Source organism: Paraburkholderia hiiakae (genome assembly GCF_904848665.1).
Lineage (GTDB): Bacteria > Pseudomonadota > Gammaproteobacteria > Burkholderiales > Burkholderiaceae > Paraburkholderia > Paraburkholderia hiiakae.
The window spans coordinates 251841-278509 of record NZ_CAJHCQ010000002.1 but is presented as its reverse complement, the minus strand read 5'-3'; the positions used below and the strand labels follow the sequence as shown (position 1 = coordinate 278509).

The 26669-nt window shown below is 63.9% G+C and carries 24 protein-coding genes; 8 read left to right on the top strand and 16 right to left on the bottom strand.

Annotated features, from left to right (window positions below; translation table 11 throughout):
• Positions 1 to 75: 75 nt before the first annotated feature.
• A complete protein-coding gene (gene aldA / locus JMY28_RS05185) occupies positions 76 to 1497 on the bottom strand; it encodes an aldehyde dehydrogenase (protein WP_201694829.1) in 1422 nt (473 codons plus the stop codon).
• Positions 1498 to 1749: 252 nt separating this feature from the next.
• Between aldA and JMY28_RS05180 the strand changes: the two genes are divergently transcribed.
• Positions 1750 to 2478, top strand: coding sequence for a DeoR/GlpR family DNA-binding transcription regulator (locus JMY28_RS05180; protein ID WP_201694828.1), 729 nt, complete (start codon positions 1750 to 1752; stop codon positions 2476 to 2478).
• Between the two features lie 45 nt (positions 2479 to 2523).
• Here the strand turns inward: JMY28_RS05180 and JMY28_RS05175 are convergent, their stop codons facing one another.
• The 13 genes from JMY28_RS05175 to JMY28_RS05115 all read right to left on the bottom strand — a co-directional run bounded on the left by JMY28_RS05175 (position 2524) and on the right by JMY28_RS05115 (position 17196).
• On the bottom strand, positions 2524 to 3561 hold the full coding sequence (locus JMY28_RS05175; protein WP_407945475.1) for an ABC transporter permease: 1038 nt from the start codon (positions 3559 to 3561) through the stop codon (positions 2524 to 2526).
• 35 nt (positions 3562 to 3596) lie between these two features.
• Positions 3597 to 5117: a sugar ABC transporter ATP-binding protein gene (locus tag JMY28_RS05170; RefSeq protein ID WP_236596701.1), complete on the bottom strand. Its 1521-nt coding sequence runs from the start codon at positions 5115 to 5117 to the stop codon at positions 3597 to 3599.
• Positions 5118 to 5190: 73 nt separating this feature from the next.
• The gene (locus tag JMY28_RS05165; RefSeq protein WP_201694825.1) at positions 5191 to 6195 is read right to left on the bottom strand and encodes an autoinducer 2 ABC transporter substrate-binding protein; all 1005 of its coding nucleotides are present in this window, start codon (positions 6193 to 6195) and stop codon (positions 5191 to 5193) included.
• 94 nt (positions 6196 to 6289) lie between these two features.
• The gene (locus tag JMY28_RS05160; protein WP_201694824.1) at positions 6290 to 7327 is read right to left on the bottom strand and encodes an ABC transporter permease; all 1038 of its coding nucleotides are present in this window, start codon (positions 7325 to 7327) and stop codon (positions 6290 to 6292) included.
• A 53-nt stretch (positions 7328 to 7380) separates the two neighbouring features.
• Positions 7381 to 8322: a ribokinase gene (gene rbsK / locus JMY28_RS05155; protein WP_201694823.1), complete on the bottom strand. Its 942-nt coding sequence runs from the start codon at positions 8320 to 8322 to the stop codon at positions 7381 to 7383.
• Positions 8319 to 8798 (bottom strand): RbsD/FucU family protein, encoded by a 480-nt coding sequence (locus JMY28_RS05150; protein ID WP_201694822.1) that lies wholly within the window; start codon positions 8796 to 8798, stop codon positions 8319 to 8321. Before JMY28_RS05150 ends, rbsK begins: the two co-directional genes overlap by 4 nt.
• A 144-nt stretch (positions 8799 to 8942) precedes the next feature.
• The gene (locus tag JMY28_RS05145; RefSeq protein ID WP_201694821.1) at positions 8943 to 11324 is read right to left on the bottom strand and encodes an aldehyde dehydrogenase family protein; all 2382 of its coding nucleotides are present in this window, start codon (positions 11322 to 11324) and stop codon (positions 8943 to 8945) included.
• A 13-nt stretch (positions 11325 to 11337) separates the two neighbouring features.
• Positions 11338 to 12351 (bottom strand): deoxyribose-phosphate aldolase, encoded by a 1014-nt coding sequence (deoC, locus tag JMY28_RS05140; RefSeq protein ID WP_201694820.1) that lies wholly within the window; start codon positions 12349 to 12351, stop codon positions 11338 to 11340.
• Positions 12352 to 12558: 207 nt separating this feature from the next.
• Entirely contained in the window at positions 12559 to 13005 is a 447-nt protein-coding gene (locus JMY28_RS05135; RefSeq protein WP_201694819.1) for a GNAT family N-acetyltransferase, read from the bottom strand.
• Positions 13006 to 13722: a GNAT family N-acetyltransferase gene (locus JMY28_RS05130; protein WP_201694818.1), complete on the bottom strand. Its 717-nt coding sequence runs from the start codon at positions 13720 to 13722 to the stop codon at positions 13006 to 13008. It lies immediately after the preceding gene.
• 257 nt (positions 13723 to 13979) lie between these two features.
• The gene (locus tag JMY28_RS05125; RefSeq protein ID WP_236596700.1) at positions 13980 to 15257 is read right to left on the bottom strand and encodes an MFS transporter; all 1278 of its coding nucleotides are present in this window, start codon (positions 15255 to 15257) and stop codon (positions 13980 to 13982) included.
• A gap of 5 nt (positions 15258 to 15262) precedes the next feature.
• Positions 15263 to 15769 (bottom strand): flavin reductase, encoded by a 507-nt coding sequence (locus JMY28_RS05120; RefSeq protein ID WP_201694817.1) that lies wholly within the window; start codon positions 15767 to 15769, stop codon positions 15263 to 15265.
• A 53-nt stretch (positions 15770 to 15822) separates the two neighbouring features.
• On the bottom strand, positions 15823 to 17196 hold the full coding sequence (locus tag JMY28_RS05115) for an LLM class flavin-dependent oxidoreductase (protein ID WP_201694816.1): 1374 nt from the start codon (positions 17194 to 17196) through the stop codon (positions 15823 to 15825).
• Between the two features lie 171 nt (positions 17197 to 17367).
• Here JMY28_RS05115 and JMY28_RS05110 point away from each other — a divergent pair, with 171 nt between their 5' ends.
• Positions 17368 to 17934, top strand: a complete 567-nt coding sequence (locus JMY28_RS05110) for a helix-turn-helix domain-containing protein (RefSeq protein WP_201694815.1) — start codon at positions 17368 to 17370, stop codon at positions 17932 to 17934.
• Between the two features lie 202 nt (positions 17935 to 18136).
• Complete coding sequence (locus JMY28_RS05105; RefSeq protein ID WP_236596699.1) at positions 18137 to 18523, top strand: VOC family protein; 387 nt, start codon at positions 18137 to 18139, stop codon at positions 18521 to 18523.
• A gap of 346 nt (positions 18524 to 18869) precedes the next feature.
• Here the strand turns inward: JMY28_RS05105 and JMY28_RS05100 are convergent, their stop codons facing one another.
• A complete protein-coding gene (locus JMY28_RS05100) occupies positions 18870 to 20315 on the bottom strand; it encodes a DEAD/DEAH box helicase (RefSeq protein WP_201694813.1) in 1446 nt (481 codons plus the stop codon).
• A gap of 444 nt (positions 20316 to 20759) precedes the next feature.
• Between JMY28_RS05100 and JMY28_RS05095 the strand changes: the two genes are divergently transcribed.
• The 5 genes from JMY28_RS05095 (at position 20760) to JMY28_RS05075 (ending at position 25774) form a co-directional block, all read left to right on the top strand.
• Positions 20760 to 21644, top strand: a complete 885-nt coding sequence (locus JMY28_RS05095; RefSeq protein WP_201694812.1) for a LysR substrate-binding domain-containing protein — start codon at positions 20760 to 20762, stop codon at positions 21642 to 21644.
• 93 nt (positions 21645 to 21737) lie between these two features.
• Entirely contained in the window at positions 21738 to 22487 is a 750-nt protein-coding gene (locus JMY28_RS05090; RefSeq protein ID WP_201694811.1) for an SDR family NAD(P)-dependent oxidoreductase, read from the top strand.
• Positions 22488 to 22558: 71 nt separating this feature from the next.
• Positions 22559 to 23887, top strand: a complete 1329-nt coding sequence (locus tag JMY28_RS05085) for an MFS transporter (protein ID WP_201694810.1) — start codon at positions 22559 to 22561, stop codon at positions 23885 to 23887.
• A gap of 37 nt (positions 23888 to 23924) precedes the next feature.
• Positions 23925 to 24779: a transketolase gene (locus JMY28_RS05080; protein WP_201694809.1), complete on the top strand. Its 855-nt coding sequence runs from the start codon at positions 23925 to 23927 to the stop codon at positions 24777 to 24779.
• Entirely contained in the window at positions 24776 to 25774 is a 999-nt protein-coding gene (locus tag JMY28_RS05075; RefSeq protein ID WP_201694808.1) for a transketolase family protein, read from the top strand. The genes JMY28_RS05080 and JMY28_RS05075 overlap by 4 nt, the downstream gene beginning before the upstream one ends.
• A gap of 65 nt (positions 25775 to 25839) precedes the next feature.
• On the opposite strand, the gene JMY28_RS05070 is transcribed toward JMY28_RS05075, so the two are convergent.
• Positions 25840 to 26283, bottom strand: a complete 444-nt coding sequence (locus tag JMY28_RS05070; RefSeq protein ID WP_201694807.1) for a cupin domain-containing protein — start codon at positions 26281 to 26283, stop codon at positions 25840 to 25842.
• Positions 26284 to 26669: the final 386 nt, after the last annotated feature.

Here is a 26669-nt window from a genome sequence, read left to right as displayed (position 1 = left end):
GAGGCGTTCTTTTCTTCATCTTCGGCGCCCGTTGCGAGGGGCGCCGTTTCTGCGATTAATCAGTATGTCGAATAATCAGAATGGCATCACGACAAGGCGTGTTTGCGTGAATTCGAGCATGCCGTGCTTGCCGTCGTCACCGCCAAGTCCCGAGCGCTTCCAGCCAGCGTGGTATCCCTGGTAGGGGTCGGCAGGCGTGCGGTTCACGTACAGTTCGCCCGCTTCGATCTCGTTTGCGACGCGCATGGTCGTGCGGTAGCGCTCCGTAAAAAGCACCGACGAAAGGCCGAACTGGTGATCGTTTGCCATGCGCAGCGCGTCGTCGAGCGTTTCGTACGACAGCACCGGCAGCACCGGGCCGAAGATCTCCTCCTGCACGATCTCCATGTCCTGGCGGCAATGCGTAAGCAGCGTAGGCGGATAGAAATGCCCGTTGCCTTCGGGCACGTAACCGCCCGTTTCGAGCTTCGCGCCTTCTGCCACCGCACGTTCGACCATCGCGTGGATCGCCGTGCGCGCGCTGGCGCTCACGAGCGGACCCATACGGGTTTCGTCTTCGGCGCGGTCGCCGAAGCGCACGGCGCTCATCTTTTCGCGCAGCAGCGCGACGAAGCGGTCATGCACGCTGGCGTGCACGTACACACGTTCAATCGCCGTGCAAAGCTGGCCGCAATGCGTGGTTTTCGAGCGCACGATGGCCGTTGCGGCCGCTTCGAGATCGGCGTCGTCTTCGATGATCGCGGGCGTCTTGCCACCCAGTTCCAGCGACGGCTTGGCGATGTTTTCCTTGCAGTAGTCGAGCACCTTGCGGCCCGCGTTCACGCTGCCCGTGAGCGTGATCATGCCGACGTCCGTGTGCGTGCAGAGCACTGCTGCCGTGTCGTGGTCCATTGCCAGCACGTTGAAAATGCCCGCCGGCAACTCCGCTTCCTGCGCCGCGCGCGCCACTTCGAACGCCGAGCACGGCGTGTTGTTGCTTGGCCGCACGACCACCGCGTTGCCCGTGATGAGCGCCGGCGCGACCTTGCGCAGCAGCGTGTACACCGGGAAGTTGAACGGAATCAGGCACGCAGCCACGCCGATCGGCTCGCGCATGAGAATGAGGTTTTCGTTCGCGCTGTCGCTCGGAATCACCTCGCCTTCAATGCGGCGCGCCCATTGCGCGTGGTAGCGCAGAATTTCGGCGGCGTACTGCGCTTCGGCGGTTGCGTCGGCGACGCTCTTGCCCGACTCGGCGGCAAGCGCCGCGCCGATCTTCGGCGCGCGCGCGACGATCGCGTCCGCAAAACGGTTCAGGATCACGCCGCGTTCGGCGGCGGGCAGCTTGCGCCAGGCGCGCTGGGCGGCCTTCGCCGCATCGACCGCGCGCACTGCCTCGGCGGCGCTCGCTGCGCTCACCTGACCGATCGCGTCGCCGGTTGCGGGGTTATAGACAGCGATGTGCGGCCCTTCGGCGCCGACGAACTGCCCATTGATGAAATTGAGGTCTGATCGCATGGATTGCTGCCGGTTTGGCGTTGCCGCCGCTTCTTGAGAAAGGGCAGTATCTGCGCGGCATCGGGACGCGACAAACGATTAATTGTCGAGCGGAGCATGCGAAAAACGCATGCTCGCCGAGTGCAGCACGGCAGCGGCGCAAACCAAAGCGCGTGGCCTTCGCACGCCGTGCTTGTTATAATTCGATCACACCGACGAAACAAATCTAACGTCTGCCGGAAGGCAGCCCATTGCGGCGCAGCACCCCACTCCATGGCCAAAACCGACCGGCTGCGCGCCCTTGCCGACGCGCTCGCAAAACACAACGTCATGCATCTGCGCGATGCAGCCAGCGTGCTTGGTGTCTCCGAAATGACCGTGCGGCGCGATATCGCCGCGAATCCCGAGCGTTTCACGTATCTGGGCGGCTATATCGTGAGCGCGCAAGACGTGCCCAATACCGCCGGCTACTCGCTCGAGCACGAAAAAGACCACTTCGCGCAGGCCAAGGCGCAAGCTTCAGCGCACGCGGCGCGGCTCATCGCGCAGAACGACACCGTATTCATCGACTGCGGCACGACGCTCGCGGCGCTCGCGCGCCTCATCCCTTCCCAACTGCAGATCACGGCGGTGTGTTATTCGCTCAACGTGGCCGAGATTCTGCGGCGCATGCCCAATGTGCGCATGATCTTGCTGGGGGGCGTCTATGTGCCGTCGTCGGACTCGTTTTCCGGCGAGGAGAGCCTTGAAACGCTGCGCCGCATGGGCATCAACAAGGCGTTTATTTCGGCAGGCGGCGTGGACACCGCGCGCGGCGTGACCTGCTGGAACTTCCACGAAGTGGCGCTCAAGCAGGCCGCCATGGCCAGCGCCGTGGAAAGTCATCTCGTTGTGGACGCAAGCAAATACGGCATCGTGAAAGCGTGGCGCTTTTCGCAGATGGACGACTTCAATTCCATCATCACCGAAAAAGGCCAGACGCTGCGCGAGCCCAGCGCATAAGCGCCGACCGGCCGCGAAGGCCGGTCGCTCTCAATGCCGGCTGACTCAGCCGCGCCGGCGCAACGCGAACAGCGTGCCGGCCACCAGAATGAACGCGCCGACAATGACCTTCTGCCAGGTGCTCGGCACGCCTACGAGAATGAGCACGTTGTTGATGAGCGTAACGAGCGCCACGCCGAGCAGCGTGCCCACGACCGTACCGCTGCCGCCCGTAATGCGTGCGCCGCCCAGGATCACCGCCGCGATCACGTCGAGTTCCGAGCCCACGAGGTCGAACGGATTGGCAAGGCGGTTGTTCGCAACGTGCAAGATACCCGCCACGCCGGCGAGAAACCCCGTATAGCCGAACACGAACAGCCGGATCGCGCGCAGGTTGAAACCGAGCCGCTCCGCAATCGCCGTGCTGCCGCCCATGGCGTACACGCCGCGTCCCATCATCGTGCGATTGAGCAGCCACCACGTGAGAATCGCGCCCGCCACGAGCGCGATCGCGGAAACGGGCAGCACCGCGTTGAGCCCGTCGGCAGTCTTGTACGCAATGAGCGGAATGCGGCCGAAGTGGTCCATGCTGTGCGGAATGTTCATGAAGAACGTCGTGCCCACGAAGGTGAGCAGCAGCCCGCGATAGAGGTACTGCGTGCCGATCGTCACGATCAGCGAGGGCGCTTGCAGCCGGTGCACGAGCATGCCGTTGATCACACCGAGCACGATGCCGCCCACCGCGCCCGCGAGCAGAATGAGCGCGAACGGCGCATCGGGCCACCAGGCGAATACCGCTTTCGTGATCGAGTACATCGTGAGCGCGCCGATGGCCGTGAACGACACATCGATGCCGCCCGACGCCAGCACGACAAGCGTGCCGAGCGCGAACAACGACGTGATCGTCGCCGAGTGCAGCAGGTCGAACAGCGTCGCCCACTGGAAAAAGCGCGGGTTGATAGAGGCCACGATCACGCAGGTAATGACGATCAGCGTGGCCGTGAACCACTCGGGATTGCGGGCGAGTTTCGCGCGCCAGTTGAGCGGCACGGTCTGGCGCGCGACTTCGACGGTGTTGGACGACGTGCTCATTGTCTGATTCATGCTCATGCGGTATCCGGCAAAACGTTACGCGAAATTCAGGCAGCTTCGGCAAGCAGCGCGCGGTACAGCTCGGCCTCGGTGAGGCCGTCGGCGTGGTGCTCTTCAGCGAGGCGGCCTTTGCGCATCATCAGCACGCGGTCGCAGTTCTGCAGCAGCTCGGGCAGGTCGTCGCTCACGAGCAGAATGCCGATGCCGCGCTGCGAGAGCCGCTGCATGATGCGATAGATGATGTCCTTCGAGCCGACGTCCACGCCCACGGTCGGCCCATGCAGAATCAGCACGTGCGGGTCGATGGCGAGCCAACGGCCAATCAATACGCGCTGCTGGTTGCCGCCCGAAAGCGACTGTACGGCCTTGTCCACATCGGGCGTGGCGATCTGCAGTTCTTTCACGGTGTTCTCGGCCAATGCGCGTGCACGCGTGCGGTCGATCTGGCCGAAGCGGTCGCGCAAACTCGCGATCATCGCCGTGATCACGTTGTCGCGAATCGGCTTGTCGAGAAAAAGGCCTTCATTCAGGCGGTCTTCGGGCACGTAGCCAATACGCGCGCGCCGCGCGTCGCCGGGCGTGGAAAGCTTGATCGCGCGGCCTTCGAGCACGATCTCGCCCGCGTCGGCTGGCGCGACGCCCGCCAGCGCACGCGCGAGTTCGTTGCGGCCCGAATCGAGCAGACCCGTCACGCCGAGAATCTCGCCGCGATGCAGCGTGAATGACACATCGCGAAAGAGGCCCGTGCGGCCAAGGCCGCGAACGTCGAGCAGCACATCGGCTTGCGCCGCGACGTTACGGTAGCGTTCGGTGGAAAGCTCGCGGCCCGTCATCAGTTCGCTCAACTGCGCCTTGGTGTAATTCGTGATCGGGCCTTGCGTCACTTTCTGGCCATCGCGCAGCACGATCACTTCGCCGCCGATCGCGTAGCACTCGTCGAGCTTGTGGCTCACGAACAGCACGGTCACGCCCTGCGCGCGCAACTGGCCGAGCACGGCGATGAGGTTGGTCACTTCCTTTTGCGTGAGCGAGGTCGTGGGCTCGTCCATGATGACGAACTTCGCCTCGCTTGCAATGGCACGCGCGATCGCTACGAGCTGGCGCGTGGCGAGCGGCAGTTGTTCGATGAGCGTCGCCTGAAAGTCGGCGTCGCCAGGTAGGCCCACGGCCTTCAGGGCGCGCTCGGCCGTGCGAGCGAGTGCGCGGCGATCGAACGTGCGGGCGAGACGCCCAGCATGCTCGGCGAGTTCGGTCGTGAGCCCAACATTCTCCGCCACGCTCATGTTGGGCAGCAGCGAAAGATCCTGGTAGACGGTCTCAATGCCCGCCGCAAGCGATTCGAGCGGCGTGAGCCGCGCATGGCGCGCGCCGTCGATCACGAGCTCGCCTTCGTCGGGCGGCTGCGCGCCGGAGATGATCTTGATGAGCGTGCTCTTGCCACACCCATTCTCGCCGAGCAGGTGATAGATCTGCCCGCGCTCGAACGCGAGCGTCACGCCGCGCAAGGCGTGCACGCCCGTAAAGCGCTTGTGCACGCCGAGCACCTGCAATAACGGTTCTGAAGCCATGTCGTCTCTTCGTGACGTTGCGACGAAGCGCGCGCTGGGTCCCATGACCGCTGCGCGCGCCACCTTCTCCCGATCAGAAGTTGTATTGCTTGTAGTTCGACTTGTCGACGCTCACCCAACCCTGCCCGCGCACGATAATGCCCTTGCCCGGACCCTTCGACACTGTGACCTTCTCGTAGCCCGGCAAGCCGAGATTCGCGCCGTTTTCCACGGTCTTGCCGTCGATCAGCATCATCGCGATCTTGTTCATCGCCATGCCTGCAAGCTTCGGATCCCAGAACGCAATACCGTTGATCGCACCGCTTTCGAGGTACTTGCCGGCCTCGGTCGGCAGGCCCGTGCCATACACGCAGATCTTGCCTTGCAGGCCCGCTTCCTCGACAGCGCGGCCAATGCCGATCACGTCGAGCGACGACGAGCCCTGAAAGCCCTTGATGTCCGGATGCTTGCGCAGCACTTCCTTGGCTACCTCATAGGCGTGCTCGCCATCGTTGTTGGTCTCGAGGTTCGTTTCGACGAGCTGCATCTTCGGGAACTTCTTCTTCGCGTTGTCGATGCCGCCGTCGGCCCACTGCACCTGCGAGCGGCTGCCGAGCGATCCGACCATCGTCGCCCACTTGCCGTCGTCGTGCATGCACGAGGCCAGACGGTCGTTGAGCGCGGCGCCGTAAGCGGAGTTGTCGAACGCCTCGACGTCGACCATGGTGTTCTTCTCGTTGTCGGCCTCATGCGTGACCACCTTGATGCCGCGGTCCATCGCCTTCTTGAGCGCCGGTTCGAGCGTCGGCGGATCGTACGGCACGACGGCGATCGCGCTCACTTTCTTCGCAATCAGGTCGTCGATGATCTTCAGTTGCTGCGCGGCGTCCGCACGGCCCGGCCCCGTTTGGTAGACCGAAATGTTCGGGTTGTCCTTGCCGAACTCCTTGACGCCGTCGTCCATGCGGTTGAACCAGCTAATGCCGGTCACCTTCACCACCGTGACGATGGTCGGATTTTCCGCCGCGTACGCCACGGCCGCCATGCCAGCGGCGAGTGCACACGCTGTGATTGCTACGCTGAGTCGCTTGATCTTCATGTTCCTTGTCTCCGTTTGTTATAAGCTCGCGCCCCGAAATGGATGGCGGCGGACCTCCGAGGCTCGAGGCCCGCCTGCTGCACGGTTCAGCCGGTCAGCCCGAGGTCCGCCCTTTGCCCGCGGACGGGGAGCCTCCGAAACCGAAAATCGCGCGTACCCGCTCACCGCCCGCGAACGCGAGCGAGAGCAACAGCAGGAAGCCCCAGGCGCAGTCGCCGAAAAACTGCGAAACGCCCATCAAATTAAAGAGGCTCGAAAGGAATTGCAGCACCGTCGCGGCAAAGAACACGCAGATGATGCGTCCATAGCCGCCCGCCGGATTCACGCCGCCCATCACCGCAATGAGAATGGCGATCAGCAGATAGGAATTGCCGTAGTCCCATTTCGCGCTGAGCGTGTGCGAGACGCTCACGAGCCCCGCGAGCGAGGCGAGCACGCCGCACATCGCGTAGGTCATGATCAGCATGCGGGCACGCGGAATGCCTGCATAGAACGCAGCGCGCTGGTTCGTGCCCATGAGGTAGAGGCGCAACCCGAACGGCGTGCGCCTGAGCAACCAGCCCAGCAGCACGACCACGGCCACGAATAACAGGAATGAGATCGGCACCTGGAAGAACGTGCCGTTGCTGATATCGGCGAGCGGTTCCACATAATCCACATGGACCGAGGCGCCGTTGCTCAGCGCCACCGCGAAGCCCGTGAAAAGCAGTTGGGTACCGAGCGTGCAGAGAATGGGCGTGAGCCCGAGGCGCGCGATCACCACGCCGTTGAGCAGGCCGCCAATCAGCCCCATGCACAAGACGATCACGCAAAAGAGCGTCGTATACAGCACGGGTGAGTCGTCGCCGCTCACGAAGCGCGGCACCACCAGCGCGGCGATCATGCCCGAAAGATTCGCGAGCCCCACGCCGGAAAGGTCGATGCCGCCGTTACCCGAAAGCATGGAGAGCATGATGCCGAGCGCGAGCAACGCGACTTCGGGCAGTTGCGCGCCCATCGACTGCAGGTTGTCGATACCGACGAACTGCCCGCGCGATACCCAGACTGCGACCAGCACGACCAGCAGGTTCACCGCTAGCAGGAAATTCAACTGCCGGTCGCCGAACCATTTGGCAAAGAGTGCAGACTTCATGGACCTCATCCTTTGCGGTGTGTTTTCACCTGGCAATGCTTACTGTGCCGCGCTTAATGTGCGTCGGCGCTCACCGTGCGCGCGAGCATGGCGTCGACTTCTTCCTTTCGTGGCATGGAAGGCGCGGTGCCGGGGCGCGTGACGGAAATGCCCGCCAGCGCGCAGCCAAAGCGTGTGGCCGTGAGCGCATCGTCGCCGCGCGCGAGCGCCGCCGCGAAGCCGCCCGTGAAGCCGTCGCCCGCGCCCGCCGTTTCCACCACCGGGCCGCAATTGAACGCGGGAAGCAAGACCGAGGCATCGCGCGTATGCAATAGCGCACCGGCTTCGCCCAGCGTCACGATGACCGCGCCTGCGCCCTTGGCGAGCAGCGCGTCCGCCGCGCGGCGCGCGTCGTCGGCGTTGCGGATTTCGATGCCGGTGAGTGCCTGCGCCTCGGTCTCGTTGGGCGTGACGTAGTCGCACAGCGGGAAGATGTCGTCGGGCAGCGCCATGGCGGGCGCCGGATTGAACACGGTCTTCACGCCGTGCCGGCGAGCGAGTTCGAGGCCGCGCCGCGCCGCCGCCAGCGGCTGTTCGAGCTGCGTGACGAATACCTGGGAGGCCGCAATATCGGCTTCGATCGCTTCGGCGTCGCCGGGCTCCATCGTGCCCGCCGCGCCCGCGGCGACGATGATCGCGTTCATGCCGGTCGTATCGTCCACGAAGATGTGCGCCGCGCCCGTGGCCAGTCCGTCCACCGCCTGGGTGCGCGCCGTGATGCCTTCGGCGGCCCACGTCGCACGTGCGATATCGCCGAACGCGTCGTTGCCCACGCGTGTGCAGAACACCACCTGCGCGCCCGCGCGCGCGGCCGCCACGGCCTGATTCGAGCCCTTGCCGCCCGGCCCCATCGCGAACGCCGAGCCGGCGAGCGTCTCGCCGATCATCGGCATGCGGCTCGCGCGGAATGCGAGGTCGGTCACATAGATGCCGAGGATGACGACGCGTCCGCTCATTGGCCTGGCTCCGTCGCACGCGGCGCATCGGGCGCGAGCAACACGCCTTTGGTGAACACGAAGCAGCCGTAGCCGCGCGTCTCACCCGTGGCGATCACGCAGTAGGCTTTGCGGGCGCGCGCGTAGAAGGCATGACGCTCGATGGGCGCGAACGGCACGGAACGGCCTTCCGCGGCGTCGACTTCGGCCTGCGCTTCGTGCTGCACCGTGGGGATCGTGTCGGGCTCGCCCACCACTTCCATGCGCATGGCCGGGGCTTCAACGAAGGTGTCGAGCGGCAGCACGGAGAGGATCGCTCGCACGGCGCGAGGTGTGTCTGCGCCGTCGATGCGCAGGAGCTTGCGGAGCACCGTTGCGCGCGCAACGGAGTCGGCGGGAAAGTTAGCGTCGCAAACGACGAGTTCGTCGCCGTGACCCATTGCGCGCAGCGCTTGCAGGACATCGGCGTTCAGAAGCGGGTCAAGATTCTTCAGCATTTTTGTCTCCTGTCGGCAGCACTTGGCGCTTTAGCGCTTAGTGCCGCCCCATGCAAAGCTGTCGGCAGCACTTGGCGCTTTAGCGCTTAGTGCTGCCCCATGCAAAGCCGTCGATCGGCGTGGCGCTTTCTTGTTTCGGAGCGCTCAGTCGCCGTAAGGTATCCAGATGTTCTTCACCTGCACGGCTTGGCGCAGGAACGGCAATCCTGCGCTCGTCCGGTCGAACCAGTCAACCTCGCGGCCATGATCGACGAAGGTCCGCTTCAGGTTGCCGACCGACTCGCGCTCCACGAGCGAGGAATCCGCCGCCGTGCCGAAGCACCAGAGCGCGTCCACGTCATCGTGCTTCGCAAGCGCCGGCAGCAACGCCGCACGCTCGCCGGTCAGGATGTTGAGCGCACCAGCGGGCACATCCGAGGTCTCCACGACCTGATAAAAATCCGTTGCCGCGAGCGGGCATGCCTCGCTCGCCAGTGCCACAACGCGATTGCCCATCGCGAGCGCCGGTGCGATCAGCGAAACGAAGCCAAGCAGCGGCGCTTCGTCGGGGCAAGCGATGCCGACCACGCCAATCGCCTCGTGCATCGCGAGCGCAACGCCGCGCAACGGCGGCGTGTGCACCGCGCCATCGAACTTGTCGGCCCACGCCGCGTAACTGAACAGCCGGTCGATGGCCATTTCCACTTCGCGCTCGGCCGCGCGCGCGTCATGCCCCGCGCGGCGCGTGAGTTGCCGCGCGAATTCTTCCGCGCGCGCGCTCAGGTTTTCCGCGAGGTAGTACAGCACCTGGGCGCGAGCGTGCGTGCTCATCTGCGTCCACTTGCTCGCGCCGCGCGCGGCGGCAACGGCGTCGCGCACGTCCTTGCGGCTGCCCGCGCCGACTTCGCCCACCCACTCGCCATTCGGCGCGTACACGGCGTGCGAATAACCGCTATCGGGCCGCACCTGCTTGCCGCCGACAAAGAGCTTCGCAGTGCGATCGAGACCGGTTCCCGCGTGCGCAAAGTCTTGTACGGGCGGCCGCGCCTTACGTTGCGCGCGCATCGGCAGCTTGCTCCATGCGGCCGGCTTCAGATATTCGAACACGCCTTCGCGGCCACCCTCGCGCCCGAAGCCCGATTCGCGGTAGCCGCCGAAGCCCACGCTCGCGTCGAAAAGGTTCGTCGCGTTGATCCACACCACGCCGCATTGCAGACGCGGCGCGATGTCGAGCGCGCGCCCGATGGTCTCGCTCCACACGCTCGCGGCGAGTCCGTAGCGCGAATTGTTCGCGAGCGCTACGGCCTCTTCCGGCGTGCGAAAGCTCATGGCCACGAGCACCGGCCCGAAGATTTCTTCCTGCGCGAGCGTCGAGGCAGGCCCCACGCCCGTCACGAGCGTTGGCGGATAGAAGCAGCCGCCCGACGGCAGCTCGACTTCACGCGGCTGCCACACGTTGCAGCATTCGCGCCGCCCGGCTTCCACAAGCGACTCGATGCGTTCGAGTTGCACCGGATCGACGATCGCGCCAATGTCGATGCCCTTGTCGAGCGAAGGCCCCACGCGCAGCGTCGCCATGCGGCGCTTGAGCTTTTCGATGAAGCGCGCTTCCACGCCCTCCTGCACGAGCAGGCGCGAACCCGCGCAGCACACCTGGCCCTGGTTGAACCAGATGGCGTCCACCACACCTTCCACCGCGCCGTCGAGGTCGGCATCGTCGAAAACGATGAACGGCGACTTGCCGCCCAGTTCGAGCGTGAGCGACTTGCCCGTGCCGGCCGTGGCGGCGCGGATGAGGCGACCCACTTCGGTCGAGCCGGTAAAGGCGATCTTGTCGACGCCGGGATGCTCGACGAGCGCCGCGCCCGCGCTGCCGTCGCCCGTGACCACGTTGAGCACGCCCTTGGGCAGCCCAGCGCGATGCGCCAGTTCGGCGAACAGGAGCGCGGTGAGCGGCGTGTATTCGGCGGGCTTGAGCACGACGCAGTTGCCGAGCGCGATAGCGGGCGCCACTTTCCACGCGAGCATCAGCAGCGGGAAGTTCCACGGCACGATCTGACCGATCACGCCGAGCGGCGACCAGCCGGCCAGTTCGTTCTCCTGAAGTTGCGCCCAGCCCGCGTGATGAAGGAAATGGCGCGCCACGAGCGGGATGTCGATATCGCGCGCCTCGCGAATCGGCTTGCCGTTGTCGAGCGCTTCGAGCACGGCAAAGAGGCGGCTGTGGCGCTGCACCATGCGCGAAAGCGCGTAGAGATGGCGCGCACGGGCGGCGCCCCCCATGGCGTACCACTCGGGCTGCGCCGCGCGCGCTGCCGCGACGGCTGCCGCCACATCGGCCGCGCCGCCTTGTGCTACGGTTGCGAGCGCCTCGCCGGTGGCGGGCGCGCGCACTTGGAAGCGCGCGCCATCGCCACTTTCGCGCCACGCGCCGTCAATGAAATGCCCGAACGTGGCCTCGTGCTGTGCGAGCCAGGCGCGCACGGGCTGATCGTCCTCGGGGGCGGGACCGTAATCCATCGTTCGGAAGTACTCGGCTACGCTCATCGGTATGGTCTGCTCAGGCTGCGGGGTGGCGGTGGAAGGCGGAATAGCGGCCGCTCACGTGGTGTTCGAGTTGTCGCTCGATGTCGGCAAGCAGGCTCGACGCGCCGAAGCGGAACAGTTCGGGCTCGAGCCAGGGCCGCCCCAGCTCTTCCTTCATGAGGATCTGGTACGCGAGCGCGGTTTTGGCGTTCGATACGCCGCCCGCGGGCTTGAAGCCCACCAGCGCGCCGGTGCGTTCGCGGTACTCGCGGATCATGCGCACCATGACAAGCGAAACGTCGAGCGTGGCGTTGGTCCCTTCCTTGCCCGTGGACGTCTTGATGAAGTCCGCGCCCGCCATCATGCAGACCATCGAAGCGCGGGCGACGTTCGACAGCACGCGAATGTCGCCGGTGGCGAGAATCGCCTTCAGGTGCGCGTCGCCGCACGCCGCGCGAAACTCGCGCACTTCGTCGTAGAGCGCGCGCCAGTTGCCGGTCAGCACGTACTCGCGCGTCACGACGATGTCGATTTCCTCGGCGCCGTCCTTAACGGAGGCCTCGATTTCCTTGAGCTTGAGCGCGTGCGGATTGAGGCCGGCAGGAAAGCCGGTGGAGACCGCCGCAACGGGAATGCCGCTGCCCGCCAGCGCGTCCACGGCCGCCGCGACGAAGCGGTGGTACACGCACACCGCGCCCGTCGTGATGGTCTCGGGCGCGAAGCCGAGCGCAGCGAGCAGGTCGGCGCGCACGGGGTGGCGCGCCTTCGTGCACAGGCGCCGCACGCGGCCTTCGGTGTCGTCGCCGTTGAGCGTGGTGAGATCGATGCAGGTGATGGCCTTCAAGAGCCACGCGGCCTGCGCGTCCTTCTTGACTGCGCGGCGCGTGCCGAGCGTGGCCGTGCGCCGCTCGACGGCGGACTGGTTGACGCGCAAGGCGTCGAGCCACGCCGCGTCGAACGCCACGCCGGCGTTGCGCGCGACATGCGCAGCATGCTGGGCTGAGGCGCCGCGCAGCACGACGAGCGAGTTCGTTGAAGCTTCTGACATAGGCTGGGAGGCGAATTTGTGCAATGCACATCAAACCGTGGTGGTTTATTCGCACCCATCCTATACCGATGAAACGATCGTGACAATACTCGTTACAATCCTATCTATCGCCTTTGGGACGTGGGAACGCCGGCCCGCGCGTTCAGCTTTCGCGCGAGGCCACCGTTACCGTTTGCGCGTAAGCGCGCGCCACATCCAAAGAGCAATTCAGAACTGCAATCGATACCGCACGAAATCGTCGGCTTTGGCGAATTCGTCGTAGAGCTTGCGCGCGGGGTTGTCCTCGCGCGTGTGCCAGTAAAGACGCGACCACGCGCGCGAACGCGCCAGTGCGATGAGGTCTTCGATGAGCCGCCTGCCTACGCCCCGCCCACGACAGCCGGGGTCGACGAACAGGTCCTCCAGATAGCAGATGGGCGCGTCGACCCATGTGCCTTCATGCAGCACGCAGAGGCTGAACCCCGCCAGCCTTCCCTCGACTTGCGCGACGCGCGCGAACACCGGCGCGTTCGCATCGAGCATGCGCTGCCAGGTTCGCTCGCTGATGTGCGGCGCCACGCTCGTTTCGTAGAACGCGTTGTAGCCGGCCCAAAGGTGGAACCACGCGTCGCGGTCAGCGGGCGCGACGTCGCGGATGACGATCGCCCCGGACATTCAGGACGCCGCTTGCCTGAGGCTCGCGAGCGACGCGCGCTGCTTGCCGTCGGCGTCGAAGTTCTCCGTAGCGAGCCACTTCTCGAACGCGGCTTTCACGAGCGGCCAATCCTGGTCGATGATGGCGAACCACGCGGTGTCGCGGTTGCGGCCCTTGTACACGATCGCCTGGCGGAAAATGCCCTCGAACTGGAAGCCCAGACGCAGCGCCGTCTTGCGCGAAGGCGCGTTGAGGCTGTCGCATTTCCATTCGTAGCGCCGGTAGCCCAGGTCGTCGAACACGTAGCGCATCAGCAGGTACTGCGCCTCGGTCGAAACCGGCGTTTGCTTCAGGCGCGGCGAAAACGTCACGCTGCCCACTTCGATCACGCCATGCACCGGTTCGATACGCATGAGCGCGAACGTGCCCACGGCCTTGCCGCTCGCACGGTCGATCACGGCGTAGTGGAACGGGTCGCTCGACGCGGCCGCTTTCGCGAGGTACTCGCGAAACACCGCGAAGTCGGTGAACGGCTCGGCGAACAGATAGGTCCAGTCGCGGCCGTCGGCCGCCGCGCTGTAGGCTTCGAAGAGATCGGCGGCGTGCCGGTCGAGGTCAATGGGCTCGATGCGGCAGAACTGACCCTCGATCGTCACGCGCGCGGGCCGTTCACGCGGCTGCCAGCCAGTTACAGGATCGCCAATGGGCTGCTGGTATTCGTTCAGTCTTGCTGACATGCGTGACAAGCTCCTCTTGCGCGAGACAGATGGGGGTATCCGCGCAAAGGTACATTAGCTGTGGCCCCGTGAAAAGATCCACGGATTGTGGATGCGCTGGAACCACGACCGGATTCGAATTCGCCCGATTCTTGCGACATCGCGGCACGCCAGTCCTGCAATTCGTTGCGCCGGGAGAGATGCATGCGTGCGCAACGATTCATGAGTCTTTTCAACACTGAGACCGTATCGACGCGCGGCTCATGCTGGCTCGATGCTCAACGCCGCCCGCCCGCAAGCTTCACCGCATCGGGATGGCGGCGCAAGCGCAGCATCGCGACGCAACCGAGCGCCGGACCCACGGCCAGCATGCCGAAGCCGCCCCGCCATCCCAGCCACGTCACCACATACGGCACGAGATGAATGCTCACCAGCGTGAGTAAAAAACCCGCGCAGGTCTGCGCGGTCAGCAGCGTGCCGACCGAGTCCGGATCGGCCAGTTCGGCCACGCTTGCCGAAAACTGCGCGGAGTCGGCGATCACCGAGACGCCCCACACGAGCGCGACCGCACCCATCGTGACGAGCGGCGCGTCGGCCAGCCAGCCCATTAGCGCCGCGCACGTTGCGCTCGTCGCCATTGCACCCACCGTGACGGCCGTGCGCCCCACGCGGTCCGCCAGCACGCCGCCGAGCCACGCGCCCGCCGCGCCGATCGCGATGACGCTAAACGTCATCCATTCCGCGCGCGTGCGGCCGTTGACCATGCCGCGCGCGATAAAGGTTTGCTGAAGGAACAGCGCGAGCCACGCCCACATCGCGTAAAGCTCCCACATGTGGCCGAGATAACCGAGATTGGCGAGCCGCAAGGCGGGCTGGCGCCACGCCTGCGTGACCTTCGCAAAGTCGATGCGCGTTGCGCGCCGGATATTCGGCCCGATTCCCGCAAAGCCGATCAGCACCGCGGCGCACGCCGCGCACGCCGCGGCGACGCCATAGATCGTGCGCCAATCGAGCCCGCCAGTCGCTGCCAGCAAATGGGGGCTCGCCGAGCCGAGCGTAAGCGCGCCGACGAGTAGCCCAACAAGGAGGCCGAGATCGCCCTTCGCCCAGGTGGCCGCGAGCCGCATGCCGACCGGATAGACGCCCGCCATGCACATGCCGGTGATGAACCTCAGCGCGACGACCGCGCCGCCAACCGGAGGCAGGAACGCGAGCGAGGCAGTAGCGACCGCCGCCACGAGCGCGGAGCCCGCGAGCAACCGGCGCAGATCGTAGCGGTCGGGCAGCGAAAGCAGCGCGGACGTGATGGTCCCCACCACGAAGCCACACTGCACGGCGCTCGTAAGCAGCGCCTCATCGAACGCGGCAATGGCGTGCGCCTGCTTGATGACGGCCACCACGGTGCTCGACGAAAACCACACGCCCATCGCCGCCACCTGCGCAAGCAGCAGCAACGCCAGCGATGCGGCCTTGCCGCGTTGCGCCGCGCCTCGCCCGGGCGGCCCCGTTTCGTCCGAAGAACGGGAACCGGCAGCACCTTGAGAAGGCGTGCGCACCACGCTCAGGCCGCTGCTGCCGCGTGCGCCTGCGCGAGCACGCGATGAAACGCGCGGCCGAACCAGATCAGCCCGTCACGCCCGCCCACCATGCGCGCCGCCTTGATCTCGCAGAAGAACACCGTGTGCGTGCCGACTTCGGTCGTGCGCGTAATGTGGCAATCGAACGAACTCACCGCGCCGCGCAGCGCCGGCGCGCCCGTTTCGAGCCGATACCAGTCGGCGAGCGCGAACCGTTCGCCCATGTCCATGTCTTTCGTGGCAAAGCGCATGGCCACCTCGCGCTGGTCGGCCGCCAGCACGTTCACGCAAAGCCGGCCGTTCTCGCGCAGGATCGCGTTATTGCGGCTCGTGCGATTGATGCAAACGAGCAGCGTGGGCGGTTCGTCCGTCACGCCGCATACGGCGGACGCCGTGCACCCGGCGCGCCCTGCGTCGCCATCGGTGGTCACGATGTTCACGGCGGCCCCAAGACCTGCCATGGCGTCGCGAAAGAGGGATTTGTCTACCATATTCTTGCCCGCTTGCCGCGGTCTCCTCGTAGCGGGAATTCAGTGCCTGATTGTCATGCGTCGTTGACGCGCGCGCCGCGATACCGTGCTGCCATATGCGATGCCGGCAGTCGCGCGCCGCCAGAGAGCTTTTCGCGCAGGGTGCCCTCACGATACGCGCGCTTGTACGCTCCACGCGCTTGCAGTTCCGGCACCAGCAGTTCGACCACGTCGTCGAAGCACTCCGGCACCACCGTGCGCGAGAGATTGAAACCATCCACGCCAGCCGTTTCGCTCCACTCGATCAACGTTTGCGCGATGCGTTGCGCAGAACCCACCCACGGCGCCTGGCGGCTGCCGAGCACCATCTGCTCGAGCAGCTTGCGGCGCGTCCATTGCGGCCCGGCGCTGCGCGTCATGGCTTCGACGTTGGAAACGATCGCCTGGCTCTTGCCTGTCTCGATCGGCTCGTCGAGATCGTAGCGCGCGAAGTCGATGCCAAGCGACGCCGCGGCGTGCGCGAGCGCCGCTTCGGAACTCGCATAGCGCCGGTACTCTTCGAACTTCTCGCGCGCTTCGCTATCCGTGCGTCCGACGATCAGCGTTGCGCCGAGAAAGACCTTCACGTCGTCGGCCGCGCGCCCGAGTTGCAGCGCCTGGCGCCGAATGTCATCGACAATCTCCTTCACGCCTTCCATTTTCTGACCATTGATGAACACGCACTCGGCGTGTGTCGCAGCAAAGCGCCTGCCGCGCGTGGACGACCCCGCCTGGTACAGCACGGGCGTGCGCTGCGGCGACGGCGCGCACAGGTGCATCGCATCCACCTTGTACTGCGGCCCGCAATGATGAATCATGCGCACGCGCGCCGGGTCGGCGTATAGGCCACCCGCGCGGTCGTTGACGACGGCGTCGTCGTCCCAGCTGCCTTCCCAGAGCTTGTACACGAGCGACATGTATTCGTCGGCCAGATCGTAGCGGTCGTCGTGAGCGTTCTGGCCGTCCATGCCGATGGCGCGCGCCGCGCTGTCGAGATAGCCCGTCACGATGTTCCAGCCGATGCGCCCGCCCGTAAGATGGTCGAGCGTGGACATGCGCCGCGCGAACAGAAACGGCTGCTCGTACGTGAGATTCGCCGTCACGCCGAAGCCCAGATGCCGCGTGACCGCGGCCATGGCCGGTATGACGAGCGTGGGATCATTCACGGGCACCTGCACCGCGCCGCGCAGCGCCGCGTCTGCGTTGCCGCCGTAGACGTCGTACACGCCCACGACATCCGCGAAAAAAATGCCGTCGAACAGGCCCCGTTCGAGCTTCTTCGCGTAATCGGTCCAGTATTGCAGCTCCGTATAGCGGCTCGACTGGTCGCGCGGATGCGTCCACAAGCCCTGCTGAATGTGGCCCACGCAGTTCATGTCGAAAGCGTTCAGACGGATTTCACGCGGCATGTCGGCTCCTGTTCGGCGCGCTCGATGCCATCTACTATAGTAGACGAATGGATACTAATGAAACTGCGATTTAATCCGGGTTAACTCGAATGCCGTTCGATCTGCTAAACGGTGCGCTGCGACTGGCCCCGTATAATCGACTCGCTCCCGCCCGACGCCAACCTTCAAGGCATGAACCGACCGCTCACCGACCCCACCTCCGCCATTTCCACGCGCGTGCGCATCGAGCGCGAATCGCGCGGCTGGTCGCTCGCAGACATGGCCGAGCGCTCAGGCGTGTCCAAGGCAATGATCAGCAAGATCGAGCGCGGCGAAGCGAGCCCCACGGCAACCGTGCTCGGCCGGCTCTCAGGCGCCTTCGGCCTGCAGCTTTCCATGCTGCTCGCGCTCGCCGAGCAGACCGGCGAGCGTTTGAGCCGCGCCGCCGATCAACAGATCTGGCAAGACCCTGAAACCGGCTATACGCGACGAGCCGTTTCGCCGCGCAGCGGCGGCATGCTCGACCTGGTGGAGATCGAGTTGCCGGGCGGAGTTCGTGTCGCGTATCCGGCGTCGGCGTTCACGTTCCAGCATCAGCAGATCTGGGTGCGCAGCGGCACGCTGGTATTCGAGGAAGGCGAGCAGGTTCACACGCTTGAAGCCGGCGACTGCCTCCAGCTCGGGCCGCCCGCCGCCTGCGCGTTCTTCAATCCGGGCGAGGGCTCGTGCGTCTACGTCGTGGCGCTCGTGCGCCGCTGAATGCGAGTACGCGTCGGCGTGGCTCCTGTCTTTTATCGTTGAATCGGCTGTGACACAGGAGTTTTGCGCGCATGGCGCGCACACGCCCAATGCGAGTAGCCGAATGTGAGCATTTGCTTATATTCTGAAGTCCTCAGGCGGTAACGGCACGGGGCCGCCGCCACACCACGAGAGACCGACGATGAATGACGTGATTCAAGCCATGAAGCTCAATCACCTGAGCTTCCCCTCTTCCGATACCGCCGCGACAGCGGCCTTCTTCGAATGCCACCTGGGATTCACCATAGCGGGAACATGGGACCGGTCGCTTATCCTCAAGCGCCCCGGCTACGACGTGGTAATCGACCACGCAAGCGGCGACACGCCGACTTGGCCGAAGGCCTTCCACGTGGGCTTCGAACTACCGAGCCTCGACGCCGTGCGCGACCTGTATGAGCGCTTCACGACAGAGGGCGTCCACATGGAAACCGGCATCTTCAACAATGGCCGCGGGTCGCGTTTTTTCTGCCGCGCGCCGGGCGGCGTGATGTTCGAAATGAATACTCGCTTGGACGCTGCTCCCGAATATCGCGGCACGTTTGACAACTGACTAACGTGATTGCAAAGCTCGAACGATTCATTTCATAATGCTTAGTCCTACTCCGTAATTTCGATCCGTTCCCACTTCAATCATAGGTCGGCCGCCTCAAGGACGTTGCCCTTCCCGTTTCGCGGGAAGCGGGCGTGCTGCTCTACGTGCTGGCGCGCGGGGGTCGCGACGAGCGCCCCGAACACGGCACGTATCACTAGGTGTTCGATGGCAAGGCACTCCGGCTGCGCGCCTCCACCATCGAACCCAGGCACCAGGCTGCGTTCGCATTCCATAAGAAGTTGGCCTGCCAGTGGGCCGCAAACCGCCGGCCTGTTCCAGGGCTGGCGTTATTCATCCGCACGCATCAGGGTTGGCGTTTGCCGCGGCCACCAGCGGGTTTGCCAGCCGGCTTACGTGAACCCGCTGCTGGCTTGCTGGCGGGTTTGCTGCGTGGCTTTTGCACGCTGAATGGGCTGCCGCTGGACAAGCTTGTGCCTTTACCCGCGGCCACAGCGCGCTGCGCCGCAGGCTTGTGTTTGTTTTCGCCACTTTGCGGGCGCGGTTTTTTGCCGGGCACCGGCATGGCGCCCGGCGCAGCTTGCAACACTTTGGGCTTCTTGGGCTTTTTTGGTTTCTTGATGATCTGACCCGTCGCGCTGGTTTCCGGCACGCGGTGTTCGGCTTCAAAACCGGGCTCTTCTTTACGGGGCAGCGTTTGCCGGATCAGCGCCTCAATCGCGGCTAGTAGTGGCGCTTCATCGGCACACACAAGGGACACCGCCACGCCGCTGGCGCCCGCGCGGCCAGTGCGGCCAATACGGTGCACATAGTCTTGCGCCACGATCGGCAGATCAACGTTGATCACCAGCGGCAGATCGTCGATATCCAGCCCGCGCGCAGCCACATCGGTCGCTACCAGCATATTGACTTCGCCCGTCTTGAAGCGCTCCAGCGCCCGCAGGCGCGCGGGTTGCGGTTTGTCGCCGTGGATGGTGTCGACCGCATAGCCCGCTTCATCCAGCATGGCCGCCAGGTAGTCCACGCCAATGCGGGTCTTAACGAACACTAGCGCGTGCTCCCAGTTGTTCTCAGCCACAAGGTGCATGAAGAGCTCAGGCTTGTTCCTTTTATCCACCGTCACCACCCACTGCTTGATCTTGCTGGCCGTGGCATTGGGCGGGCTGACGCTGATATTGACCGGGCCGCGCAGAATGCTCGCCGCCATGGCGCGGATATCATCGGTAAACGTGGCAGAGAACAGCAGGGTCTGGCGCTGAGCCGGCAAAGCAGCAAAGACGGCGTTAAGTTCGCGCGCAAAGCCCAGATCCAGCATGCGGTCGGCTTCGTCCAGCACCAGCGTTTGTATCTGATCGAACTGCACTGCGTTCTGGCGATTGAGATCCAGTAAACGGCCCGGCGTGGCCACGAGCACATCCACGCCTTTGCGCAACTTCATCATCTGCGGGTTGATACTCACACCGCCGTAGGCGGCCAGAAATCGTAAGTCGAGGCCTTTGCCGTAAACGATAAAGCTTTGCAGCACTTGTTCGGCCAGTTCACGCGTGGGCACCAGCACCAGAATGCGCGCACGGTTGCTGGACACCGCCGGGCCGTGTTGCACCAGCCGTTGCAGCAGCGGCAGCGCAAAACCCGCGGTTTTGCCGGTGCCGGTCTGTGCCGCGGCCATGACGTCCTTGCCACTGAGCACAGCAGGAATCGCCTTGACCTGCACCGGCGTAGGTGTCTGGTAATTGAGGTCCTGCACATTACGCAGCAAGGGATCGATCAGGCCAAGCGAGGCAAAAGACATGGACGTATTCCGGGCTAAAACCGCAATTCTAGCGGTTACCGCGCTGATTGCACCGCGCAGAGCTACCCGCTCTGCATTGTCATGGGATCACTCACGCCACGCCTGCGGTGCGAAGTCCTCTGTGATCATCTTGAACGCTTCGAATAGGTGGTCGTACCAGCTGCACAGCTTGCCGAAGCACCGATCTCCACGCAGTCGAAATCGAGGGTGCGCCCCATCGGCAAGGAAAAACGGATAATGCATCGTTGTCTCCGGCGCAGTTGTGCAGCGCATCAAGATAATGTGCCGGTGAAGTCAAAGCTTCCGACCCGCCGCACCGGGGTCGTCGCCATATTTTTTTCATGCGACCGGTGAGGAGTATCGACAGAATGGCAGCGCACACGACGCGCGCAAAAGGCGGTTTCGTTCAACCGCCACCGCAACTGAAACTGAAAAAATTTCACGATGCGTATTCCACCGCTTAAGTCCATCATCGCGTTCGAGAGTGTCGCCAGAACCAAAAGCGTCAATCGCGCGGCGGAAGAACTGGGCCTGACGGCGTCGGCCGTGAGCCATCAGCTCAGCAATCTCGAGTCGATCATCGGCCAGCCGTTGTTCCAGCGGTCAGGGCGCGGCCTCGTGTTGACGCCAACTGGCGAGCGCTACCTTTCCGACGTGACCGGGTCACTCGCCGATCTGAGCCGCGCGACGGAGCGCGCATCGAGCCGTACCGAGGTCGACATCTTGCGCGTACATTCGAGCCCGAGCTTTGGACTCATGTGGCTGCTTCCGAGACTCGCTTCGTTTCAGGAAGCAAACGGCGATCTCCAGCTCAATCTCGCGTGTTCGTATGAAAACGTCTCGTTTTCAAACGGCTATTACGATATCGACATCCGGCATGGCTACGGCAACTGGGACAATCTGGAAGTGAAAACGGTGCGTGGCGAGTTCATTGCGCCGATTGCGTCGCCCGCCTATCTGGAGCGCCATCCCGTCAAGACGCCGGAAGATCTGCTGGCGCATCGTCTGATCTATTCGGAGACGCCGCTCGTCCAGTGGAAACAGTGGTTTGGCAGAACGGGTGTATCCGCCAAACAGAAGACCTTCGACTTTGCGTTCGACCGCTCGTACATGTCGATCGAAACAGCAGCGCTCGGCCTCGGCATCGCGCTCGAAAGCCTCACGCTGGCGTCGGTGAAAATCCGCGATGGTTTGCTGGTGCCTGTTTTCGACGAGACGTATTCCGTTGAAGTCGGCGCGCATCATCTGGTTTACCCGATGCAAAACGCCGAATTGCCGCGTATCGAACGGTTCCTCGCGTGGATCGAGCGGGAGGCGGCGTCCATCTGAATTTTTCTCAGCCATTGTTGAACGTTTCCGCGTTGATGCCGCTGCCCTGTCCGCCGACACTACAGGCACCAATCGACACTCAGGAGACAAGCAATGCTGCTCGAGAACAAGGTTATCGTGGTGACGGGCGCGGCATCGCCCCGTGGTATCGGCAAGGCGACCGCAAAGGCGCTCGCCGCACAGGGCGCGCGTGTCGTGATCCTCGACCTGCGCCGGGAAGACGCGCAGGCTGCCGCCGCCGATCTCGGCCCTGAACATCTCGGCCTCGCCTGCGATGTCACCGACAAGGACGCTTGCATAGCCGCTGCGCGTGTCACGCTCGAACGGTACGGCCGCATCGATGGCTTGATCAACAATGCGGGCATCACGCAGCCGGTCCGCACGCTTGAAATCAGCGGCAAGGATTTCGACGCGATCGTCGACGTGAATCTGCGTGGCACGCTGTATATGTCGCAGGCGGTGATTCCCGCGATGAAGGAGCAAAACGGCGGCAGCATCGTCTGCATGTCGTCCGTTTCCGCGCAACGCGGCGGCGGCATCTTCGGCGGACCGCACTACAGCGCCGCCAAAGCGGGCGTGCTCGGGCTCGCCAAAGCCATGGCGCGCGAGTTTGGCGCGAATCACATCCGTATCAATTCCATCACGCCAGGTCTCATCCAGACAGACATCACGGGCGACAAACTGACGCCCGACATGCGCGCCGATATCATCAAGGGCATCCCCCTCGGGAGACTTGGCGATGCAACCGATGTCGCGAACGCATGCCTCTTTCTCGTCAGTAACCTCTCGACCTACCTGACTGGCATCACACTCGACGTGAATGGCGGCATGCTGATTCACTGATGACAACGCCGCGCTTGCGTGGCATTCCTAAGCACCCGGGACAAATCGGGGCCGTGGCAGGAGACAGACACATGAAATCCAGATACACCGCGCCGCCCGTTCCGGGCGATGCGATCCCGCGTGGCGACTCGCCGACATTCGAGGCCAAAACCTACTCGAAAGTCAGCCGCCGATTGATTCCCTTTCTGATGCTGTGCTACCTGGGCGCGTATCTCGATCGCGTCAACGTGGGCTTCGCGAAACTGCAGATGCTGAACGACCTGCGCTTCAGCGAGACCGTCTACGGCGTGGGCGCCGGCATCTTCTTTCTCGGCTACTTTCTGTTCGAAGTCCCAAGCAATCTCATTCTTCACAGGGTCGGTGCGCGCAGGTGGCTTGCGCGGATCATGCTCACGTGGGCCGCTATCTCCGCGAGCTTCGTGTTCGTCAAATCGCCAACCGCCTTCTACATGTTGCGGTTTTTGCTCGGCGTGGCCGAAGCGGGGTTTGCGCCAGGCGTGATCCTGTACCTGACCTACTGGTTTCCCTCCGCGCGCCGCGCAAAAGCATTGTCGCTGTTCTTCATGGCGATTCCGCTGGCGGGCATCATTGGCGGCCCTCTGTCGGGTGCGATCATGCATTCGCTCCAGGGCGCGATGTCGATGGCGGGATGGAAGTGGCTGTTTCTGCTCGAAGCCGTGCCATCGCTGGTGCTCGGCATCGCGATCCTGCTGTACCTCGATGACAGCATCGCGAAGGCAAAGTGGCTCACCGACTCCGAAAAGGCGCTGCTCGCCCGTAATGTCGCTGGAGACAATGCGCACAAGACGGCTCACCTGTCGATCAGGGCGTTCATCGGCGACCGGCGCCTGTGGCTGATGGCCGCGATCTACTTCTGCGTCGTGCTCGGCCAGTACGGTCTGACCTTCTGGCTACCCACCATCGTGCGCAAAGCGGGTGTATCGGACCCGCTGTGGGTCGGCATTTTCACCGCGATTCCCTACCTGTGCGCCCTCATCGCGCTGCCGCTGATCGGCATGAGCGCGGACCGCCGCCGCGAACGCCGCTTCCACCTTGCGATTCCGATGCTGATCGCAGCAGCAGGTTTTGCAGCCTTGCCTGCGCTGGGCAGCGTCGCGGCATCGATTGTCTGCCTGAGTGTTGCTGCCGCCGGCATCCTCGCATCGTCCTCGCAGTTCTGGGCGCTGCCGACTTCACTGCTTGGCGGGGTATCGGCCGCTGCGGGTATCGCCGCTGTCAACTGTTTCGCCAATCTGGCGGGATTCTTCTCACCCGCCATCGTCGGCTGGCTCAATGATCTGACCGGCAAATCGACCGCGGGTCTCGTCTTTATCTCCGTGGCGGTAACGCTGGGTGCCGCGCTCGTGTTCCTCGTCCCGGCCAGGTCCGTCAACCGCTGACGTTTTCAGGATTCTCTCGATATCAAAGGAGCAGTACATGGACACCGAAATCAAGACCGGGGACGTCTCGCTCGCTGAGCGCGCGTACCGGATCAGGAGAAACGCGTTGTTGATGGGCGAAGTACAGGGCCAGGGCTATATCGGCCAGGCGCTCGACATCGCAGACGTACTGGCCGTGGCGTACTTCGGCGCCATGCGTTACCGCCCTCAGGACCCCGAATGGGAAGAGCGTGACCGCTTCCTTTTGTCGAATGGCCACTACGCGATTGCGCTGTATGCGGCGTTGTTCGAAGCCGGCATCCTGCCCGCCGGCGAACTCGAAACCTATGGCAGCGATGATAGCCGTCTGCCCATGTCCGGCATGGCGAGCTATACGCCCGGCATGGAAATGTCAGGTGGCTCGCTCGGCCACGGCCTGACGATTGCCGTGGGCCGCAGCCTCGGGCTCAAACGCAAGGGGTCGAACGCGTTCGTCTACACGCTCTTCTCCGACGGTGAACTCGACGAAGGCGCAATCTGGGAAGGCATCATGTCTGCTGCACACTGGAAGCTCGACAACCTGATCGCCATGGTCGACGTGAACAACCAGCAGGCGGACGGCCCGTCGACGCAAATCATGGCGTTCGAGCCGCTCGTCGAGAAACTCGAGGCATTTGGCTGGTACACGCAGCGCGTGAATGGCAACGACATCGAAGCTGTGAAGCTGGCTTTCGATAACGCCCGAAATCACGACAAGCCGCAACCGCGCATCATCGTGTGCGATACGAAGATGGGCTGCGGCGTGCCGTTCCTCGAACAACGCGAGAAGAACCACTTTGTCCGCGTCGACGCGCATGAGTGGCAACTCGCGCTCGAAGCACTCGAAGCACTCGAAGCAGGGAGAAAAGCATGAGCACCGTTGAGAAAAAGCCGCGCCTGAAAACATCGGCGATGATCGCGTCGATCGCGGGAGAAGGGCAGATCACGCGTTCCGCGCCGTTCGGCCACGCGCTTGCCGAACTCGCGCGCACGAAGTCCAACGTGATCGGCATGACAGCGGACCTCGGCAAATACACCGACCTGCACATCTTCGGGAAGGCATTCCCTGAACGCTATTACCAGATGGGCATGGCCGAACAGTTGCTGATGGGCGCCGCGGCAGGCTTTGCGCATGAAGGCGCGCAGCCGTTCGTGACAACCTATGCGGTGTTCGCCACGCGCCGCGCCTACGACTTTATCCATCAGGCAATCGCAGAGGACAACCTCGACGTGAAGATTGTGGCAGCACTGCCGGGCCTCACGACAGGCTATGGCCCGAGTCACCAGGCCGCCGAAGATCTCGCGCTGATGCGCGCGATGCCGAACATGACAGTGATCGATCCGTGCGACGCGCTCGATATCGAGCAGATGGTGCCGGCTATCGCCGCACACAAAGGCCCCGTCTACGCGCGCCTGTTGCGCGGCAACGTGCCTGCTGTACTCGACGAATACGACTACAAGTTCGAACTCGGCAAGGCGAAGCTGCTGCGCGACGGTAACGACGTGCTGCTGATCTCGTCCGGGATCATGACGATGCGCTCGCTCGAGGTCGCGAAGGCGCTGGAAGCGGACAACATCGGGGTCGCCGTGCTGCACGTGCCAACCATCAAGCCGCTCGATACCGCCACGATCCTGCGCGAAGCGAAGCGTACCGGCCGCATGGTGATCGTCGCAGAAAACCATACGGTGATTGGCGGGCTCGGCGAAGCCGTGGCGCGCACGCTGCTCAGCGCGGGCGTGACGCCGCCGTTCCGGCAGATCGCCCTGCCCGACGAGTTTCTCGATGCAGGCGCCCTACCAACGCTGCACGACCGCTACGGCATTTCGACGGGGACAATGGCCACGTCTATCAAAACATGGCTTGCGTGACCGACCAAACGGAGGACTAAGATTCAACGTTTCCGCAAGAACGGGCGCTTTGCGCTGGGGACATTTCACGAAAGCTGTGCAGGCATCAGTCCGTACCTCGACATTACACCGAGCAGCTTCTCGCGGTCGGGCGGCCCACCGGCATTGATGATTGTTGCGACATCACGAAAATACTGTGCTCCGATGTCGGGCGTCAGGACAACCAGGGCGCGTGCTGTATCAGTGTGTGGGTTGCTGAAGTGGTGGACCGAACCCCTTGGGCTAAACCCCCACTCTCCCGGCGTTAGGTCTCGGACTGTTCCATCGACCGAGCACCGGAGCACGCCCTCTAAAAGATAGATCCATTCTTCGTTGTGTTTATGGCTATGTGGCGGCGGGACTGGAGAGTTGGGCGGCACGGTCAGCTCGAAAACACCCATGCCGCCTGTGGCCGTTCCATCGAGCAGGTACCGGATGCGCAATTGACCAACGTTGATTGGTTCGCCTGTCGGCGGGCCGTTGGGAGTCATTTTCAACCTCCTCCACGTCAGGGATTTTCGTCAGTCCACCGGTGTTACGGGAATGAAGGCGCCGCTTGCGGCGCGTCCGCCTAAGGAACCCGAATTAACTAGCTGGTTTCACAATTGCCGCCGCAACACGTTCACCACGGACGTGACGGGCGGCTCGCCGGATTGCGGGTCCGCGACGGCGCCAGGGTATTGCGAGAGCCAAGGCAACTGTGACAGTTCCTCCTCTCTGCAAACAATCTGCGACGTTTGCGGCTTCCAACGTTGTGCAAGGCCGATTTGGAGACAAACAGTATTCTCGTTTCTACGTTCCAAGTGTGTGCTGGCGCGCATACACGCAACAATTGCCTGACTTCGACGATGTGGCGCGGGTGGTCGGTGCGACCGTC